Source organism: Massilia sp. CFBP9012 (assembly GCF_034045115.1).
Taxonomy (GTDB): Bacteria; Pseudomonadota; Gammaproteobacteria; order Burkholderiales; family Burkholderiaceae_D; genus Telluria.
On record NZ_JAXCWM010000005.1, the window covers coordinates 171,938 to 188,000 of the forward strand.

Consider the following 16,063-nt stretch of genomic DNA (forward strand, 5'->3'; position numbering starts at 1 on the left):
ACGGCGCAGGAGTTCGATAACTCCTGCGCACAGGCCGAGCCGATACCTTGACGGGACCATCGGCTCGGTTTTTTTGAGTGAAAAGAATTCAGCAGATAACTTTAGGTGCCGACCATGGCGAAGCGTGATTTTTACGAGATCCTCGGGGTCGCAAAGGGTGCGTCGGAAGACGAGATCAAGAAGTCGTATCGCAAGCTTGCGATGAAGTACCACCCTGACCGCAACCCGGACAACAAGGAAGCGGAAGAGAAGTTCAAGGAGGTCAAGGAGGCCTACGAGATGCTGACCAATCCGGAGAAGCGCGAAGCGTATGACCGCTACGGTCACGCCGGCGTCGATCCGAACGGCGGCATGGGCGGCGGCTTCGGCGGCGGCGCGGGCGGTTTCGGCGACGCCTTCGGCGACATCTTCGGCGATATCTTCGGCGGCGGCCGTGGCGGCCGCGGTGGCGGCCCGCAGGTGTACCGCGGCGCCGACCTGCGCTACAACCTCGAGATCACGCTGGAACAGGCGGCCCACGGTTTCGACACCACGATCCGCGTGCCGAGCTGGGACAAGTGCGACACCTGCCACGGCAGCGGCGCCAAGCCGGGCACCCAGCCCGTCACCTGCACCACCTGCGCCGGCCACGGCCAGGTGCGCATGCAGCAGGGCTTCTTCAGCATCCAGCAGACCTGCCCGAAATGCCATGGCAGCGGCAAGATCATCCCCGAGCCGTGCGCGGCCTGCGGCGGCGCCGGACGCATCAAGCGCAACAAGACGCTGGAAGTGAAGATCCCGGCCGGCATCGACAACGGCATGCGCATCCGCTCGTCGGGCAATGGCGAGCCGGGCACCAACGGCGGGCCACCGGGCGACCTGTATGTGGAGATCCACATCAAGCAGCACGCGGTGTTCCAGCGCGAAGGCGACGACCTGCATTGCGAAATGCCGATTTCGTTCAGCAAGGCAGCCCTGGGCGGCGAGATCGAAGTGCCGACGCTCACCGGCAAGGTGTCGTTCACGGTGCCCGAAGGCACCCAGACCGGCAAGACCTTCCGCCTGAAGGGCAAGGGCATCAAGAACGTGCGCTCGGGCTATACCGGCGACCTGTTCTGCCACGTGGTGGTCGAGACCCCGGTCAAGCTCACCGACAAGCAGAAGGAACTGCTGCGCGAGTTCGACCGCCTGACGATCGAAGGCGGCGCCAAGCACAGCCCGCAAAGCAAGGGCTGGATGGACAAGGTCAAGGACTTCTTCGAATAAGCTCTCAACCGTCGACCGGCACATGCCCTCGGCGGTTTTTTTTGCCTGGTCCGGCCGCAGCCAGGCGCCATGCAACGCTGTTACACTTCACGTAATTTTGAGGAGCACCGCCTCAGCCCGCACAAGATGGGCCCGGCAACGTCAAACGGGAAGCCTCCCGCTCGACGGCAACACGACAATATAAGGAATCACGATGGACAAGTACAAGACCAAGGGATTGACCGCGGCAGAGCTGTTTGAACGGAACCGTACCTGGGCCGCCTCGATGGTGGCCGAAGACCCCAACTTCTTCAAGGCGCTGCAAGACCAGCAGGCGCCCGAATACCTGTGGATCGGCTGCTCGGACAGCCGCGTGCCGGCCAATGAGCTGCTGGGCATGGCGCCGGGCGAGCTGTTCGTGCACCGGAACATCGCCAACGTGGTCGTGCACTCCGACCTGAACTGCCTGTCGGTGCTGCAGTTCGCGATCGACGTCCTGAAGGTCAAGCACATCATCATCTGCGGCCACTACGGCTGCTCGGGCGTGCACGCGGCGCTGACCGACATCCGCGTCGGCCTGGCCGACAACTGGCTCGGCCACGTGCGCGACGTGCGCGAGAAGCACGGCAAATACCTGGGCAATGTGGCCGGCCGCGCCGCCACCAACCGCCTGGTCGAACTGAACGTGGCCGAGCAGGTCATGAACACCGCCCACACCACCATCGTGCGCGACGCCTGGGAACGCGGCCAGCCGCTGACCATCCACAGCTGGGTGTACGGCGTGCACGACGGCCTGCTGCGCGACCTGGGCATCACGGTCAGCAGCTTCGACGAGATCGCGCCGAAACTCGAGCGCGTGCTCAACGGCTACCTGGACGGCGGAGAAGTGCGTGACGAACGCCGCGGACAGTGATCTCGCGCGCCTGCGCGCCATCGTCCGAACCTTCGTGGACGAGCGCGACTGGGACCAGTTCCACACACCCAAGAACCTCGCCTCGGCCCTCTCCGTCGAGGCGGCCGAGCTGCTGGAGCATTTCCAGTGGCTGCAGGCGGGCCGCGCCGACGAACTCGGCGCCGCCAAGCTGAACGAGGTGCGCCACGAGATGGCCGACGTGCTCGTGTACCTGGTGCGGCTGGCCGACAAGCTGGACGTCGACCTGTTCCAGGCGGTGGAAGAGAAGATGGTGCTCAACCGCGCCAAGTATCCGGCCGAGCTGGTGCGCGGCGATATGCGCAAGTACGACGAATACAAGAAGTGAACCTCCAGACGGCGTAGTCGCGCGCCGGCCTGAATGAAACAGGACCTGCCGCGGCGCCGCCCGCGGCAGGTCCTTCAAACCGCGCCGGCGACATCGCCGCCGGCAGGACGATCAGTCCTTGCGGAATGTGCGACGACGGGTAGCCGCCACGCCCAGCAGGCCGGCGCCGAGGGTCAGCAGGGTAGCCGGTTCAGGCACCTCGCTCGGCGTGATCGGGTCCACGTCGACGGTCAGCCGCGACCATGCCAGATTCACGTTCTGGAAGAGGCCGGCGACGGTGAGCGTGACGTTCAGGATGCCGGTCTGCTGCAGCTCCGTTTCGACGCCGAAATCGTAGGTCTGGCCAAAGAAGCTGACATTCTGGACCGTGTCGGACAGGTTGCCATTGAAGAAGAACCTGACCGTTTCGCTGCCCAGCAGCAGATCCCACAGGCGTACTTCCAGGATCGCCGAGTTCAGCGTGGCGTTATCCGGCAGTCCGGACGAGGTCAGGTCATGGGAATATGAAACCGGGGTGATGAACGTGATGAGACGGTCCGGATCCGGGTCATACGTGCTCGTGTATTCAATCGCATGGACTGCACCAGTTGTAGCGACCATCAAGGCTGCGGCGCCTACCAGTTTTTTCAGGACTTTCATGATTACCCTCCGTTTTGGTTTGATTTCGAGTAACACGTCGCTTCGATATGAAGCACGGGTCACTATGCAAATCGCGTGCCACTGATGAGCGTTTGATTAAAATCAAAGGCTTACCCAAAACGCATGGAATTTTGACCAACTGTATGTAACTTTGCCCGACACCACCAAATGGTGTAGGGACTTTGTCTGCCTGTTTCTTCGCTGTTCACATTGTTCTAAAAACGTTTCGTGACGGCCCGTAACGTGTGGGCAGGGCTCGCCGATGTCCGTTAAGCTTTTGACATGGAATCGCATTTTTATTAGCAGATCGGCAGGAGAAGCGCCTCGCTGGCGTTGTGATCTGGATTAAAGGCCCCCGCTCAGGATCCGGTTGTTTCGGTATCGTGCGCTCAACACAAGGTAGAAACCATGCGCCCTATCGTCATCGTTCCCGCATGTACGCGAGATTTCGGCGAGCACCCGTATCACGCGGCCCAGCACAAGTATGTCGACGCCGTCACCCTTGGCGCCGATTGCGCGTCCCTGATCCTGCCGTCGCTCGGCGCGTCGCTGGACCTGGACACCCTGTTCGGCACCATCGACGGCATCATGCTGACCGGCTCGGCATCGAATGTGCATCCCAGTTATTACTCTGAGGAAGTGCTCGATCCCTCGCTGCCGCAGGATCCGGCGCGCGACCAGACCACCTTGCCGCTGATCCGCGAAGCGGTGCGGCGCGGCGTGCCGATCATCGCGATCTGCCGCGGCTTCCAGGAGATGAACGTGGCGCTGGGCGGCAGCCTGCACCAGGCGGTGCAGACCGTCGCCGGCAAGTTCGACCACCGCGAGAAAGCCGAGCTGGGCATGGATGAGCAGTACGGCGACGCCCACAACGTCAGCCTGTGCCCCGGCGGCTTGCTGGAGCGCATCCTGGGCGTGCCCGAGATTCCCGTCAATTCGCTGCATGGGCAGGGCGTGAACGAACTGGCGCCCGGCCTGACGGTCGAAGCCCTGGCGGAGGACGGTCTGGTGGAGGCATTCACCGTGTCGAACGCGCCCGGTTTCACCCTGGCCGTGCAGTGGCATCCCGAGTGGCGCATCCAGCACAATCCGTATTCGATGAAGATGTTCGGAGCCTTCGGCCAGGCGTGCCGCGAGTATCACGAACGACGCTGCGAGAATTACGAACGGCGCCGGAGCGCCGGATGAGCGCCTCTGCCAAGGGCCCGGGACCGAGGCTCCCCGACTCTCCTGCCTTCTGCACCCTTCAACGACAGTGAGGCAACTACATGGCAATTCGCGATAACTTCAGCTATACCGACATGGAAGAGTGGCTCGACGCCAAGCGGGTCACCGAGATCGAATGCCTGGTTCCCGACCTGACCGGGGTAGCGCGCGGCAAGATCCTGCCGCGCGTGAAATTCACCGATGAACGCGGCATGCGCCTGCCCGAAGTCGTGCTGGGCATGACCGTCACCGGCAACACGCCCGAGCGCGACTCCGCCTATGAGCGCGCCATCTCGAGCATCGACCGCGACATGATCCTGCGCGCCGACCCGAGCACCATCACCATGGTGCCGTGGGCGGCCGACCCCACCGCGCAAGTGATTCACGACTGCTACTACGCTGATGGCAAGCTGGTCGACTTCGCCCCGCGCAGCGTGCTGCGGCGCGTGCTCAAGCTGTATGAGCAGCGTGGCTGGAAGCCGGTGGTGGCGCCCGAGCTCGAGTTTTATCTCACCGCCAAGAACATCGACCCCAACCTGCCGCTGGCGGCGCCGATCGGCCGCAGCGGCCGCGCCGAGACCAGCCGCCAGGTGTACAGCATCGACGCCGTCAACGAATTCGATCCGCTGTTCGAGGACATCTACGATTACTGCGAGATGATGAATCTCGACGTCGACACCCTGATCCACGAGATCGGCGCCGGCCAGATGGAGATCAACTTCCAGCACGGCGAGCCGCTGGGCCTGGCCGACAAGGTCTTCTATTTCAAGCGCACCCTGCGCGAGGCTGCGCTCAAGCACGATATGTACGCCACCTTCATGGCCAAGCCGATGGCGGGCGAGCCGGGTTCGGCGATGCATGTGCACCAGAGCGTGGTCGATGCCGAGAGCGGCAAGAACATTTTCAGCAACGACGACGGTTCACCGTCGACGCTGTTCCAGCAGTATATCGGCGGCCTGCAGCGCTATATGCCGTCGGCGATGGCGATCGTCGCGCCCTATGTGAATTCCTACCGCCGCATCGTGCGCGAGACGGCGGCGCCGATTAACCTGCAGTGGGGCATCGACAACCGCACGGTGGGCTTCCGGGTGCCGGTGTCGGGCTCGCAGGATCGCCGGGTCGAGAACCGCGTGATCGGCGCCGACGCCAATCCCTACCTGGCGCTGGCGATCACGCTGGCCTGCGGCTACCTGGGCATGACGGAAGCGATCGAACCGTCACCGATGGTGGAAGGGAATGCCTACGACATGCCGGTGGAGCTGCCGCAGGGGTTATCGGAGGCGATCACCCTGCTGCGGCGCGAGGACCGGCTGCGCGACGTGCTGGGGGAGCGCTTCATCGACGTGTATACGGCGGTGAAGGAGCTCGAGCACCGGGAGTTCATGCAGGTGATCAGCCCGTGGGAGCGGGAGCATTTGTTGTTGCATGTTTGATTGAAGCGCGTTGCTGTTCATGCAAACTTGGGTTCCCGCCTCCGCGGGAACGACGTATAAATGACTCGGGCCACGATCGTCGACCGTGGCCCGCACCTATCGCACGTCGTTCCCGCGGAGGCGGGAACCTAAGTACCAACAACTACTTTACGCCCGCGCCTCCAGCACATCCTGTGTCTCGCCACGATTCTTCAACACCTGCGGCGCCAGCGACCCCACCACCATGCCGATGAAGGCCGCGATCAGCCCCGCCAGCTGGCCCGGGAAATGCTCGCCCAGCGACGTGATCTGCTCGAAGAACAGGATCCAGGTGAACAACCCCGCGCCGATCGACAGGATCGCGCCCTGGGTGGTCGCGCGCTTCCAGTACAGGCCCATCACCAGCGGGATGAAGGCGCCGACCAGCGGCACCTGGTAGGCGCCCGACACCAGTTCGTAGATCGAGGTGCCTTCCATCGCGATCGCGTACAGCAGCACCAGGGCCGCGAACACGACGATCGAGACGCGCATCGCGAACAGCTGTTCGCGGTCGGTCATGCCGGGACGCAGGTTCTTGAGGATGTTCTCGACAAAACTGGTCGACGGCGCCAGCAGGGTGGCCGACGAAGTGCTCTTGATCGCAGACAGCAGGGCGCCGAAGAACAGGATCTGCATCACCAGCGGCATCTGCGTCATCACGAAGGTCGGCAGCAGGCGCTGGTAGTCGTTCTGGGCCAGGTCGAGCGCGGTGCTGCCCATCACGACCACGGCGGCGGCCACGATGAACATCGGCACGAAGGCGAACACGATATAGCTGGCGCCGCCGACGATGGCGCCGGTGCGCGCGGTCGGCGCGTCCTTGGCCGACATCACGCGCTGGAACACGTCCTGCTGCGGGATCGAGCCGAACATCATCGTGACCGCGGCGGCGATGAAGAACATCACGTCCTTGAGGCTCGGCTCGGGCAGGAAGCGCCACAGGTCGGCCTGCTGGGCCATCGCCAGCACGTTGCCGGCGCCGCCGGCCAGGTCGGCGGCGAACCAGGCGATCACGCTCATGCCCACCACCAGCACGATCATCTGGATGAAGTCGGTCACGGCGACGGCCAGGAAGCCGCCCACCACCACGTAGATCAGCACCGTCAGGGTGCCGACGATCATGCCCACGGCCGGCGACATGGCGCCTGCGGTCAGCACCGAGAACACCAGGCCCAGCGCCGTGATCTGGGCCGCGACCCAGCCCAGGTAGCTCATGATGATGGCCACCGAGCAGAACACCTCGATGCCCTTGCCGTAGCGCTGGCGGTAGTAGTCGCCGATCGTCAGCAGGTTCAGTTTATACAGGCGGGCGGCGAAGAACGCGCCGACCAGGATCAGGCACATGCCGGCCCCGAACGGATCCTCGACCACCGCGTTCAGGCCGCCCTGCACGAATTTGGCGGGGATGCCCATCACGGTCTCGGCGCCGAACCAGGTGGCGAAGGTGGTGGTGATCACCATGATCAGCGGCAGGCTGCGGCCGGCGACGGCGAAGTCGCTGGTGTTCTTGATCCGCGTGCCCGCCCACATGCCCAGGGCAAGCGTACCCAACAGGTAGAGCACGACGAAAGAGATCAGGGTGATATTCATGCTGGTGAATGCTCCGAAGTCCAGGAATTATTATCGGGCGGAAAATCCGCGATTATAAATGCAGAAGCCGGCGGCAGGACCAACTTTGCCGTTTTGCCGGTCGATGTTGTTTTGATGGTAAGGCGCCTAGATCGACATATCGCGCAGCAGCTTCGAGGCTTCGCGGTTGGCGCCGATGCAGGCGCCGTCGCGCATGAAGATCTGCAGTTGCGACTGCTCGTCGGCGCGCATCGATTCGACGAAATCGAGATTGACCAGCGCCGAGCGGTGCACGCGGATGAAGCGCTGCGGGTCGAGCTGCGTTTCCAGTTCCGAGATCCCGATGCGCACCAGGAAGTGCTGGCCGCGCGCCACGATCACCGTGTACTTCGAATCGGCCTTCATGTATTCGATCTCGCCCACGGCGAGCGGGAAGATGCGGCCGCGGTCGCGCACCAGGATGCGGTCCAGCCGCACCGGGCCGCTCGCCGCGCGCGCCAGTGCATCCTCGATGCCGGCGCGATCCTGCTGCTGTTCGGCGCCTTCGAGCAGGCGCGCGACACTGGCCGCGAACCGCGCCCTGGTAAACGGCTTGAGCAGGTAGTCGACCGCGTGCAGCTCGAAGGCGGTCACCGCGTACTGGTCGTAGGCGGTGGTGAACACGATTCTAGGAAGGTAGTCGAGCCGGCGCAGCACCTCGAGGCCGGTCATCTCGGGCATCTGGATGTCCATGAACACGACATCTGGCCGCAACTGCCCGATGCGTTCGAGCGCGCTGGCGCCGTCGGCGGCTTCGCCCACCAGGAGGAGGCCACGGTGGGCATAGATGGCGTCGCGCAGCACGTCGCGCGCGAGCGGTTCGTCTTCGGCGAAGAATACGGTCTTGGTCATGGTCTCAAGCACAGGGCAAGGTGACGCAGGCAGCAAAGCCGGCGCCGGGGCGAGAATCGATCGTTAACGCGGCGCGTCCCGCGTAATCGAGTTCGAGGCGACGGCCGATGGTGCGGATGCCCAGGCCGGGCGAGGCGGCGATCGTCTCTTGCGCGGCGCCGGGGCCGTCGTCGCTTACGGTCAGGCGCAGCGTGCCGGCCTGCGGGTCGCGCCGGCTCTCGATGCGCAGCAGGCCGGGGCGGGTGTAGGGATTGAACGCGTGCTTGATGCTGTTCTCGATCAGCGGTTGCAGGGTCAGGGCCGGCAGCACGAAGTCGCCCGCGTCGGGATCGAGATCCCATTGCACCTGCAGGCGCGGCCCGAGGCGCAGCTGCTCCAGCTCCAGGTAGTCGCGCACGAACTGCAGCTCGGCGTCGAGCGTGACGCGGTCATTGCCGCTGCGCTCGGTGTCCAGCACGTAGCGCAGCATGTCGGAGAACTGAAACAGCGCCGTCTCGGCGGCGGCCGGATTGCGCTGGGTGAGGGCGATGATCGAATGCAGGGTGTTGAACAGGAAGTGGGGATTGAGCTTGCTGCGCAGCGCGCCCAGTTCGGCGGCCACCAGCAAGGTTTGCGCCTGCTGGACGGCCAGGGCCTGGCGCTGGGCGGCGGCATTGGCGCGCACGGTGTGAAAGATTCCTGCCACCATCACATAGATCATCACGTTGTACATGAATGGCCAGATATGCCAGTCCAGTGCACGATCCTGGGTCTGTTGCAGCAATACCTGCAGCAAATGTGCGCCGCTGGCAAACAGCAGCGCCGCCGCCAGATGAATCGCGAAACGCCAGGTCAGTCCCAGTTGGCGCTGTTCGAACCAGCCCGTGAGCGGCCAGGTCAATGCCAATACCGGCACGGCCGGTGCGATGCTCACGAACGCGTAGAACACCATGACCGGATCGAACTTGCCGCTCAATAGGGTTTCGTTCTGAAGCACCAGTGCAATGAACACGATATAGGCCAGCCAGGCACCGAGGTAGATGCGCCACATGGGGGAAAGGAAAGCGGGCTTGGTCTGGTTCATCTGCAAAGTATCGTCGAGATTGCGTCGCTTGCGCCATGCCATGCGCTCAGTTGCAGGAAATACGGCGCCAGTTGCGTCCTGGATGCGACGACGCGCATCTCTGCGCGTTTCTGCATGTTGTTGCATGAAATTGCCGGTTTGTGTACAGTGGCGCATCAAACGAACTGGAGCGAACTATGCAATTGCCGGAAGAACGGCGCCAGGCGATCGTCGACGCGGTCGAGCGTGAGGGGCGGGTATTGGCCGCCGAGCTGGCGGGGCGGCTGGCGACGTCCGAAGACACCATCCGGCGCGACCTGCGCGATCTCGACGCCGCCGGCCTGCTGCGGCGCGTGCACGGCGGCGCGGTGCGGCTGCGGCGCGCGGCCAGTTTCGGCGAGCGCGCCGAGGCCGACCTGCCGCGCAAGATGCTGCTGGCGCACGGCCTGCGCGCATGCATCCGCCCGGACGAGACGGTGCTGATCGACGCCGGCTCGACCCACCTGGCGCTGGCGCGCCTGCTGGAAGACGGCTGCGCGGCGGCCATCGTCACCAACAGTCCGCAGATCGCGCTCGCGCTGGGGCATTTCAGGCGTACGCGCATCGTGCTGTTGGGCGGGACCTATCACCCTGACGAAGGCGCGACCTATGGCGCGGCCACCCTGGCCGAGGTCGGGCGCCTGCGGCCCGACCTGGCGCTGGTGGGCGTCTGCGGCGTGGATGTCGAACGCGGCCTGGCCGCCTCGAATCCCGAGGAGGCGGCGCTCAAGGAAGCGATGCTGGCGGTGAGCGCGCGCTGCGCTGCCGCGGTGCTCAACGAACGTTTCGACGAGCGCGCCGCCTTCTTGTTCGGCGCGCTGGAGCGCATCGACCAGCTGGTGCTGGAATCCGATGCGCCGCCGCAGGCCGTTGCGCGTCTGCGCGAACGCCATCCTCAACTCGATCTGACATTGACTGCAAAGGCCGAAGCATGACCCACGTCACCAACGCGATTCCCCGCAGCGTCGAAGCCGGCCGCTGGGCCATCTCGACCGTCTTCCTCCTCAACGGCGCCGGCATCGGCCTGTGGGCAGCCCACGTGCCGACCGTGCAGGCGCGCATGGGCATCGATACCGGCATGCTGAGCCTGGTGCTGCTGACGATTGCCGGCGGCGCCCTGATGGCGATGCCGCTGATGGGCGGCCTGACCGGGCGTTGGGGCACGCGCCGCATGGTGTTGTTGTCGGGCTTTGCCTTCGCACTGATGACGGCCGTGATCATGGGCATGCCGAGCCTGCCGCTGCTGTTCGTGGCGGCCTTCCTGTTCGGCGTGGCCAACGGAGCGCTGGATGTGGCCATGAACGCCAACGCCAGCGAGGTCGAGACCGCACGCGGCCTGCCCACCATGTCGTCGTTCCACGGCTTCTTCAGCCTGGGCGGCCTGTTCGGCGCGAGCCTGGGCGGCGTGCTGGTCGGCCAGGGCCTGGGGCATGGCGAAGGCGCGCTGATGGTGGCGGTGGCGGCCGCCGTGGTGCTGGCCCTGACGGCGCCGCGCGTGCTGGGCTTCGCCGCGCATGCGAGCGGCAGCCACTTCATGCTGCCGCGCGGCGCCGCCCTTGGCCTCGGCCTGCTGGCGCTGCTGTGCTTCGCGGTCGAAGGCGCGCTGGTCGACTGGAGCGCGCTGCTGTTGGAGGAGCGCACCGGCGCCTCGCCGGCGTCGGCGGCGCTGGGCTACTCGGCGTTCTCGATCGCGATGGCGGCCTGCCGCTTCGCCGGCGACCGCATCATCCTGCGCGTCGGCGCGACGCGGGTGATGGTGATCGGCGGCCTGGCCATGTTCGCTGGCCTGGCGCTGGCGGTCCTCAGCACCAATTTCGTGATGTCGAGCTGCGGCTTCGCCCTGGTCGGCCTGGGCGCGGCGAACGTGGTGCCGCTGCTGTTCGGCGCCGCCGCGCGCATCCCCGGCATGCATCCCGGCGCGGGCGTGGCGGCGGTGGCGACGCTGGGCTATGGCGGCCTGCTGCTGGCGCCGCCGGTGCTGGGCTGGGTGGCGGTGCACTCGAGCGTGATGGTGGCGCTCGGTGCGCTGTCGCTGTCGGGGATCGTCATCGCGCTGAGCGCGGGGGTGCTCAAGCGGTAACGTACTCGCGCACAGGACGTGGGGTCGGACCTGACCCCAGCTTTGTGACCCCAGCTTTGTGATCCCAGCTTTGTGATCCCAGCTTTGCGGCCGACGGCCACAGGGCCAGGAACAGACGCGAAGTCGATTGCTGGCCCATGATGCTCTCTTAGAAGCAGTGCTCCGGCGCCGGGAAGCTGCCGTCCTTCACGGCCGCGACATAGGCCATGACGGCCGCGTCGATGCTGGTCTGGCCATCCATGAAGTTCCTGACGAAGCGCGCTTTGCGACCCGGGAACACGCCCAACAGGTCGTGCATCACCAGCACCTGGCCCGAGCAGTCGGGGCCGGCGCCGATGCCGATGGTCGGCACCGAGAGCATCTCGGTGACTTCCTTGCCCAGCGTCGCGGGCACCGCCTCGAGCAGCACCACGGCCGCGCCGGCCGCCTGCAGCGCCAGCGCGTCGTTCTTCAGGCGCTCGGCGCCTTCGCCGGTCTTGCCCTGCACCTTGAAACCACCCAGCTGGTGCACGAACTGCGGGGTCAGGCCGATGTGCGCGCACACCGGAATGCCGCGTTCGACCAGCAGGCGCACGGTGTCGGCCAGCCAGGCGCCGCCCTCGATCTTGACCATGTGGGCGCCGGCGCGCATCAGCTGCACCGCGCTGTCGTAGGCCTGCTGCGGGTTGCCGTAGCTGCCGAAGGGCATGTCGGCCAGCACCAGCGCGTTCTTGTTGCCGCGCGCGACCGAGGCCGTGTGATAGACCATGTCGGCCACCGTCACCGGCAGGGTCGAGTCGTGGCCGGCGCAGACCATGCCCAGCGAGTCGCCGATCAAGAGGATCTCGACGCCGCAACGGTCCATCAGCGATGCGAAACTGGCGTCGTAGCAGGTCAGCATCGCGATCTTGTCGCCGGCTGCGCGCTTGGCGAGCAGCGCGGGAACGGTCACGGCCTTCGGCAACGCTGGCACCGGCATCGGCACCGTGGCGGCGCCGGTCGTGGCCATATCGTTACCCTGCAAATAAGAGCTCATACAAATCCTTTGGTAAAACTGGAACGTCCAGATCCGCGTAGTGTAATGCGGCGCCCGCGAAGCTGCAGGCAAATGGTCATGAACGGAAGATGAAGTAGACGGCGCCGACCAGGCACAGGCCCGCCCAGACGTAGTCCAGCTTGAACGGTTCGTTCATGTAGAACATCGCGAACGGCACGAACACGGTCAGGGTGATCGCCTCTTGCATGATCTTGAGCTGGGCCAGCGAGAACTGGGTGTGGCCGATGCGGTTGGCCGGCACCTGCAGCAGGTATTCGAACAGCGCGATGCCCCAGCTGATCAGGGCCGCCACGTACCAGGCGCGGTGCTGCAGGCCTTTCAGGTGGCCGTACCAGGCGAAGGTCATGAAGACGTTCGACAGGATCAGGAGGCCCGTGGTCTGGGCCCAGACGGGCAGGTTCATGGCGTGCGCTTTCCTACGCGAGCTTGGCGATGGTCTGGCCGGCCACCAGCGCCGCGAAATTGCGCGCCGGGCCGTGGCCGGGAATGTCGATGTCGGGTGCGATTTCGAGCAGCGGTTGCAGCACGAAGGCGCGTTCATGCATGCGCGGATGCGGCACTGTCAGGGTCGGGCTGACGATGACCTCGTCGCCGTACAGCAGCAGGTCGAGGTCGAGCGTGCGCGGCGCGTTGTGGTAGGGCCGCTCGCGGCCATGGGCCTGCTCGATGGCTTGCAGCGCGGCGAGCAGGTCGTGCAGGGCCAGGCTGGTGTCGATGCAGGCCACGGCATTGATGTAGTCGTCGCCGCTGGAATCGATCGGGGCGGTGCGGTACAGGCTCGAGGTGTGCAGCAGCGTGCTGCCACCCATCCGCGCCAGGCGCGCCAGCGCGTCGAGCACGTTCGCCTGGGCGTCGCCCAGGTTGGCGCCGATCCCGACCCAGGCGATCATTCCTCGCCGCCGCCTGCTGCCGGCGCCGGGCTGCCTTCGCCACCGGATTTGCGCGGACCACGGCGCGGACGGCGCTTCTTCGGCGCGCCATTGGCGCCACCTTCGCGCTCGCGTGTGCTGGCTTCGACCACCAGGCGCTCGCGGTCGCCGCCTTCGGCCGCATAGAACTCGGTCCACCATTCGCCGACTTCGGCCGGCAGTTCGCCCGAGGCGCAGCGCAGCAGCAGGAAGTCGTAGCCGGCGCGGAAGCGCGGGTGTTCCAGCAGCTTGTACGGCGCGCGGCCGGCGCGGCGCTCGAAGCGCGGCTGCATGGCCCAGATGTCGCGCATATCGGTGGCGATGCGGCGCTGCAGGGCCAGGTTCTCGGTTTGCGTTTCCAGCACGGCGTCGGCCGCCAGGTGCAGCGCGGGGATCGGCGCTTCGCCGGCGGCGCGGTAGGCGGTCCATTTTTCCAGCACCTGGTGCCACAGCAGCGACGCGAACAGGAAGCCGGGCGACACACCCTTGCCGGCCTTGACGCGCGCATCGGTGGAGTCCAGGGCCAGGGTCACGAACTTCATGCCGATCGGCTGCTCCAGCACCACGTCCAGCAGCGGCAGCAGGCCATGGTGCAGGCCGGCCGAGCGCAGCTCCTTGAGGCAGGCCAGGGCGTGGCCCGACAGCAGCAGCTTGAGCATCTCGTCGAACACGCGCGCCGCCGGCACATTGTCGATCAGCGGGGCCATGACGGGGATCGGCGCGCGCGTGGTCGGCTCGATCGTGAAGCCCAGCTTGGCCGCGAAGCGCACCACGCGCAGCATGCGCACCGGGTCTTCGCGGTAGCGCGCTTCCGGCATGCCGATGATGCGCAGCAGCTTGGCGCGGATGTCTTCCATGCCGCCGTGGTAGTCCAGCACCGATTGGCTGGCCGGGTCGTAGTACATGGCGTTGATGGTGAAGTCGCGGCGCGCCGCGTCTTCATGTTGTGGACCGAAGCTGTTGTCGCGCAGGACGCGGCCGTGTTCGTCCTTCGGCGCGTTGTCGCTGCCGTTGCCGCGGAAGGTGGTCACCTCCAGCAGGTCCTGGCCGAACATCACGTGCACGATCTGGAACCGGCGCCCGATGATGAAGGCGCGCCGGAACAGCTTCTTGACCTGTTCGGGCGTGGCGTCGGTGGCGATGTCGAAGTCCTTGGGCTTCACGCCCAGCAGCAGGTCGCGCACGGCGCCGCCGACCACGAAGGCCTTGAAGCCGGCTTCCTGCAGGGTTTGCGTGACCCGGATCGCGTTGGACGAGACGTTCTTGGGGTCGATGCCATGTTCTTCCGGGCCGAGGATGGTCGGTTCGGTTGCGTCGCGCTGGTCTTTCACACCCAGGATTTTACGGATGAATTTTTTAATCATTGAATAGTTGGATGGTTGGCCAGCCCTGTTGCTGCGCGTGGCTCGCGAGCGCGGCGCTCGGATTGGTCGCGACCGGATGGGAGACGATGGACAGCAGCGGAATGTCGTTGTGCGAATCGCTGTAGAAATGGCTGCGGCCGAAGCTGCCGAACGGCTGCCCCAGGCGCTCCAGCCAGGCGTGCATATGCGTGATCTTGCCTGGGCCCGAGGTCGGGGTGCCCGCCAGGCGGCCGGTGAGCTTGCCGGCGGCGTCGCGTTCGGGCATGGCCGCGATATGGTGCTCGACGCCGAAGGCGGCCGCGATCGGCGCCGTGATGTAGTGGTTGGTGGCGGTGATGATCGCCACCAGGTCGCCGGCGTCCTGGTGCTCGCGCACCAGCTTCAGGGCTTGCGGCTTGATCGCTGGCTCGATCACTTCGCGCATGTAACGTGCGTGCAAGGCCTCGAGCTCCAGGCGCGGAAAGCTCGCCAGGGTGCCGAGCGCGAACTCGAGGTATTCGACCGGATCGAGCACGCCGGCGTTGTACTGGGCGAAGAAGGCGTCGTTGCGGGCGCGGTAGGCAGCGCCGTCGACCGCGCCGACCCGCGCCAGGAATTCGCCCCATTCGTGGTCCGAATCGAGCGGCAGCAGGGTGTGGTCGAGGTCAAACAGGGCAAGGTTTTTCATTCTTTGGGTTCAAGCGGCAGGTTCTCTTGCAACAGCAGGTCGCGCAGCAGGGGCAGCGTGACCGGGCGCTGGGTTTCGAGCGAATACTGGTCCAGCGCGTCCAGCATGGTCGACAGGGAACGCATGTCGCGTTTGAAATGAGACAACAAATAGGGTAACACGCTGGCCGACAAGGTCAAACCGCGCGCCTCGGCGGCGTGCGTGAGCGCCGCGATCTTCTGGTCGTCCGACAGGCCGTGGATCTGGTACACCAGGCCCCAGCCCATGCGCGTGCGCAGGTCTTCGCGCACCCCCAGCACCGCCGGCGGCACCGGGCCGGTGCAGACCATGTAGGCGCCGTGCTCGCGGATCTGGTTGAACAGGGCGAAGGCGTCGATCTGGCGCTGCGGGCTCAGGCGGTCGCAATCGTCGAGCAGGTAGAGCGTGACATCCGGCGCGTGCAAAAAGGAGGCGGCGGGCGCGTCGGCCGCGATATAGCGCGCGCCGGGGCTGGCCGCCAGCCCGTGCAGCAGGTGGGTCTTGCCGGCGCCGGTGTCGCCCCACAGATAGGCGAAGTGTTCACGCGAGCTGCGCTCGGCGAACAGGTGCATCAGGTGCGCCATCTCGGCATTCGCCCCCACCTGGAAGGTGTCGAGGCTCTGGGCCGGTTCGGCGCCTAAATCGAGCACCAGCTGTTTCATGGCGTGGG

Annotated in this window: 17 protein-coding genes; 7 read left to right on the forward strand and 10 right to left on the reverse strand. The window is 65.7% G+C overall.

Annotated features, from left to right (window positions below; translation table 11 throughout):
* The first annotated feature begins 114 nt into the window (after positions 1-114).
* From dnaJ to SOM61_RS09870, 3 genes are all read left to right on the forward strand, one after another.
* Complete coding sequence (dnaJ, locus tag SOM61_RS09860) at positions 115-1,245, forward strand: molecular chaperone DnaJ (protein ID WP_320473923.1); 1,131 nt, start codon at positions 115-117, stop codon at positions 1,243-1,245.
* Between the two features lie 193 nt (positions 1,246-1,438).
* The gene (gene can, locus SOM61_RS09865) at positions 1,439-2,137 is read left to right on the forward strand and encodes a carbonate dehydratase (protein WP_123069023.1); all 699 of its coding nucleotides are present in this window, start codon (positions 1,439-1,441) and stop codon (positions 2,135-2,137) included.
* Positions 2,115-2,483 (forward strand): nucleotide pyrophosphohydrolase, encoded by a 369-nt coding sequence (locus SOM61_RS09870; protein WP_320473924.1) that lies wholly within the window; start codon positions 2,115-2,117, stop codon positions 2,481-2,483. Before can ends, SOM61_RS09870 begins: the two co-directional genes overlap by 23 nt.
* Positions 2,484-2,594: 111 nt before the next feature.
* Here the strand turns inward: SOM61_RS09870 and SOM61_RS09875 are convergent, their stop codons facing one another.
* Positions 2,595-3,122 (reverse strand): PEP-CTERM sorting domain-containing protein, encoded by a 528-nt coding sequence (locus tag SOM61_RS09875; RefSeq protein ID WP_320473925.1) that lies wholly within the window; start codon positions 3,120-3,122, stop codon positions 2,595-2,597.
* Positions 3,123-3,530: 408 nt separating this feature from the next.
* Here SOM61_RS09875 and SOM61_RS09880 point away from each other — a divergent pair, with 408 nt between their 5' ends.
* Positions 3,531-4,310, forward strand: coding sequence for a gamma-glutamyl-gamma-aminobutyrate hydrolase family protein (locus tag SOM61_RS09880; RefSeq protein ID WP_320473926.1), 780 nt, complete (start codon positions 3,531-3,533; stop codon positions 4,308-4,310).
* A gap of 80 nt (positions 4,311-4,390) precedes the next feature.
* A complete protein-coding gene (locus SOM61_RS09885) occupies positions 4,391-5,761 on the forward strand; it encodes a glutamine synthetase family protein (protein WP_147935632.1) in 1,371 nt (456 codons plus the stop codon).
* A 147-nt stretch (positions 5,762-5,908) separates the two neighbouring features.
* Here SOM61_RS09885 and SOM61_RS09890 read toward each other — a convergent pair whose 3' ends face one another.
* The 3 genes from SOM61_RS09890 to SOM61_RS09900 all read right to left on the reverse strand — a co-directional run bounded on the left by SOM61_RS09890 (position 5,909) and on the right by SOM61_RS09900 (position 9,302).
* Positions 5,909-7,369 carry a high affinity choline transporter 1 gene (locus SOM61_RS09890; RefSeq protein WP_320473927.1) on the reverse strand — a complete coding sequence of 487 codons (1,461 nt, stop codon included), beginning with the start codon at positions 7,367-7,369 and terminating at the stop codon, positions 5,909-5,911.
* A gap of 126 nt (positions 7,370-7,495) precedes the next feature.
* Positions 7,496-8,239 carry a LytR/AlgR family response regulator transcription factor gene (locus SOM61_RS09895; RefSeq protein ID WP_320473928.1) on the reverse strand — a complete coding sequence of 248 codons (744 nt, stop codon included), beginning with the start codon at positions 8,237-8,239 and terminating at the stop codon, positions 7,496-7,498.
* 4 nt (positions 8,240-8,243) lie between these two features.
* Positions 8,244-9,302, reverse strand: coding sequence for a sensor histidine kinase (locus SOM61_RS09900; RefSeq protein WP_320473929.1), 1,059 nt, complete (start codon positions 9,300-9,302; stop codon positions 8,244-8,246).
* A gap of 176 nt (positions 9,303-9,478) precedes the next feature.
* On the opposite strand from SOM61_RS09900, the gene SOM61_RS09905 reads away from it, so the two are divergent.
* Complete coding sequence (locus tag SOM61_RS09905) at positions 9,479-10,255, forward strand: DeoR/GlpR family DNA-binding transcription regulator (RefSeq protein ID WP_320473930.1); 777 nt, start codon at positions 9,479-9,481, stop codon at positions 10,253-10,255.
* Entirely contained in the window at positions 10,252-11,400 is a 1,149-nt protein-coding gene (locus SOM61_RS09910) for an MFS transporter (RefSeq protein ID WP_320473931.1), read from the forward strand. Before SOM61_RS09905 ends, SOM61_RS09910 begins: the two co-directional genes overlap by 4 nt.
* 148 nt (positions 11,401-11,548) lie before the next feature.
* Here the strand turns inward: SOM61_RS09910 and panB are convergent, their stop codons facing one another.
* The 6 genes from panB to hda all read right to left on the reverse strand — a co-directional run bounded on the left by panB (position 11,549) and on the right by hda (position 16,055).
* Positions 11,549-12,415, reverse strand: a complete 867-nt coding sequence (gene panB / locus SOM61_RS09915) for a 3-methyl-2-oxobutanoate hydroxymethyltransferase (RefSeq protein WP_414674961.1) — start codon at positions 12,413-12,415, stop codon at positions 11,549-11,551.
* 76 nt (positions 12,416-12,491) lie between these two features.
* Positions 12,492-12,839 (reverse strand): DMT family protein, encoded by a 348-nt coding sequence (locus SOM61_RS09920; RefSeq protein ID WP_005664942.1) that lies wholly within the window; start codon positions 12,837-12,839, stop codon positions 12,492-12,494.
* A 13-nt stretch (positions 12,840-12,852) separates the two neighbouring features.
* A complete protein-coding gene (gene folK / locus SOM61_RS09925; RefSeq protein WP_320473932.1) occupies positions 12,853-13,326 on the reverse strand; it encodes a 2-amino-4-hydroxy-6-hydroxymethyldihydropteridine diphosphokinase in 474 nt (157 codons plus the stop codon).
* Positions 13,323-14,708: a polynucleotide adenylyltransferase PcnB gene (pcnB, locus tag SOM61_RS09930; protein ID WP_320473933.1), complete on the reverse strand. Its 1,386-nt coding sequence runs from the start codon at positions 14,706-14,708 to the stop codon at positions 13,323-13,325. The genes folK and pcnB overlap by 4 nt, the downstream gene beginning before the upstream one ends.
* The gene (locus SOM61_RS09935; protein ID WP_320473934.1) at positions 14,701-15,375 is read right to left on the reverse strand and encodes an HAD family hydrolase; all 675 of its coding nucleotides are present in this window, start codon (positions 15,373-15,375) and stop codon (positions 14,701-14,703) included. The genes pcnB and SOM61_RS09935 overlap by 8 nt, the downstream gene beginning before the upstream one ends.
* Positions 15,372-16,055, reverse strand: coding sequence for a DnaA regulatory inactivator Hda (hda, locus tag SOM61_RS09940; protein WP_320473935.1), 684 nt, complete (start codon positions 16,053-16,055; stop codon positions 15,372-15,374). Before hda ends, SOM61_RS09935 begins: the two co-directional genes overlap by 4 nt.
* Between the last annotated feature and the right edge of the window lie 8 nt (positions 16,056-16,063).

What these genes read in the sequence shown, in the direction of transcription:
- SOM61_RS09910 (WP_320473931.1), top strand. Translation starts at nt 10,252, where the DNA reads ATGACCCACGTCACCAACGCGATTCCCCGCAGCGTCGAAGCCGGCCGC.
- SOM61_RS09880 (WP_320473926.1), top strand. Translation starts at nt 3,531, where the DNA reads ATGCGCCCTATCGTCATCGTTCCCGCATGTACGCGAGATTTCGGCGAG.
- SOM61_RS09890 (WP_320473927.1), bottom strand. Translation starts at nt 7,369, where the DNA reads ATGAATATCACCCTGATCTCTTTCGTCGTGCTCTACCTGTTGGGTACG.
- panB (WP_414674961.1), bottom strand. Translation starts at nt 12,415, where the DNA reads ATGAGCTCTTATTTGCAGGGTAACGATATGGCCACGACCGGCGCCGCC.
- pcnB (WP_320473933.1), bottom strand. Translation starts at nt 14,708, where the DNA reads ATGATTAAAAAATTCATCCGTAAAATCCTGGGTGTGAAAGACCAGCGC.
- can (WP_123069023.1), top strand. Translation starts at nt 1,439, where the DNA reads ATGGACAAGTACAAGACCAAGGGATTGACCGCGGCAGAGCTGTTTGAA.
- folK (WP_320473932.1), bottom strand. Translation starts at nt 13,326, where the DNA reads ATGATCGCCTGGGTCGGGATCGGCGCCAACCTGGGCGACGCCCAGGCG.
- SOM61_RS09900 (WP_320473929.1), bottom strand. Translation starts at nt 9,302, where the DNA reads ATGAACCAGACCAAGCCCGCTTTCCTTTCCCCCATGTGGCGCATCTAC.
- SOM61_RS09905 (WP_320473930.1), top strand. Translation starts at nt 9,479, where the DNA reads ATGCAATTGCCGGAAGAACGGCGCCAGGCGATCGTCGACGCGGTCGAG.
- dnaJ (WP_320473923.1), top strand. Translation starts at nt 115, where the DNA reads ATGGCGAAGCGTGATTTTTACGAGATCCTCGGGGTCGCAAAGGGTGCG.
- SOM61_RS09920 (WP_005664942.1), bottom strand. Translation starts at nt 12,839, where the DNA reads ATGAACCTGCCCGTCTGGGCCCAGACCACGGGCCTCCTGATCCTGTCG.
- SOM61_RS09875 (WP_320473925.1), bottom strand. Translation starts at nt 3,122, where the DNA reads ATGAAAGTCCTGAAAAAACTGGTAGGCGCCGCAGCCTTGATGGTCGCT.
- SOM61_RS09885 (WP_147935632.1), top strand. Translation starts at nt 4,391, where the DNA reads ATGGCAATTCGCGATAACTTCAGCTATACCGACATGGAAGAGTGGCTC.
- SOM61_RS09895 (WP_320473928.1), bottom strand. Translation starts at nt 8,239, where the DNA reads ATGACCAAGACCGTATTCTTCGCCGAAGACGAACCGCTCGCGCGCGAC.
- SOM61_RS09935 (WP_320473934.1), bottom strand. Translation starts at nt 15,375, where the DNA reads ATGAAAAACCTTGCCCTGTTTGACCTCGACCACACCCTGCTGCCGCTC.
- hda (WP_320473935.1), bottom strand. Translation starts at nt 16,055, where the DNA reads ATGAAACAGCTGGTGCTCGATTTAGGCGCCGAACCGGCCCAGAGCCTC.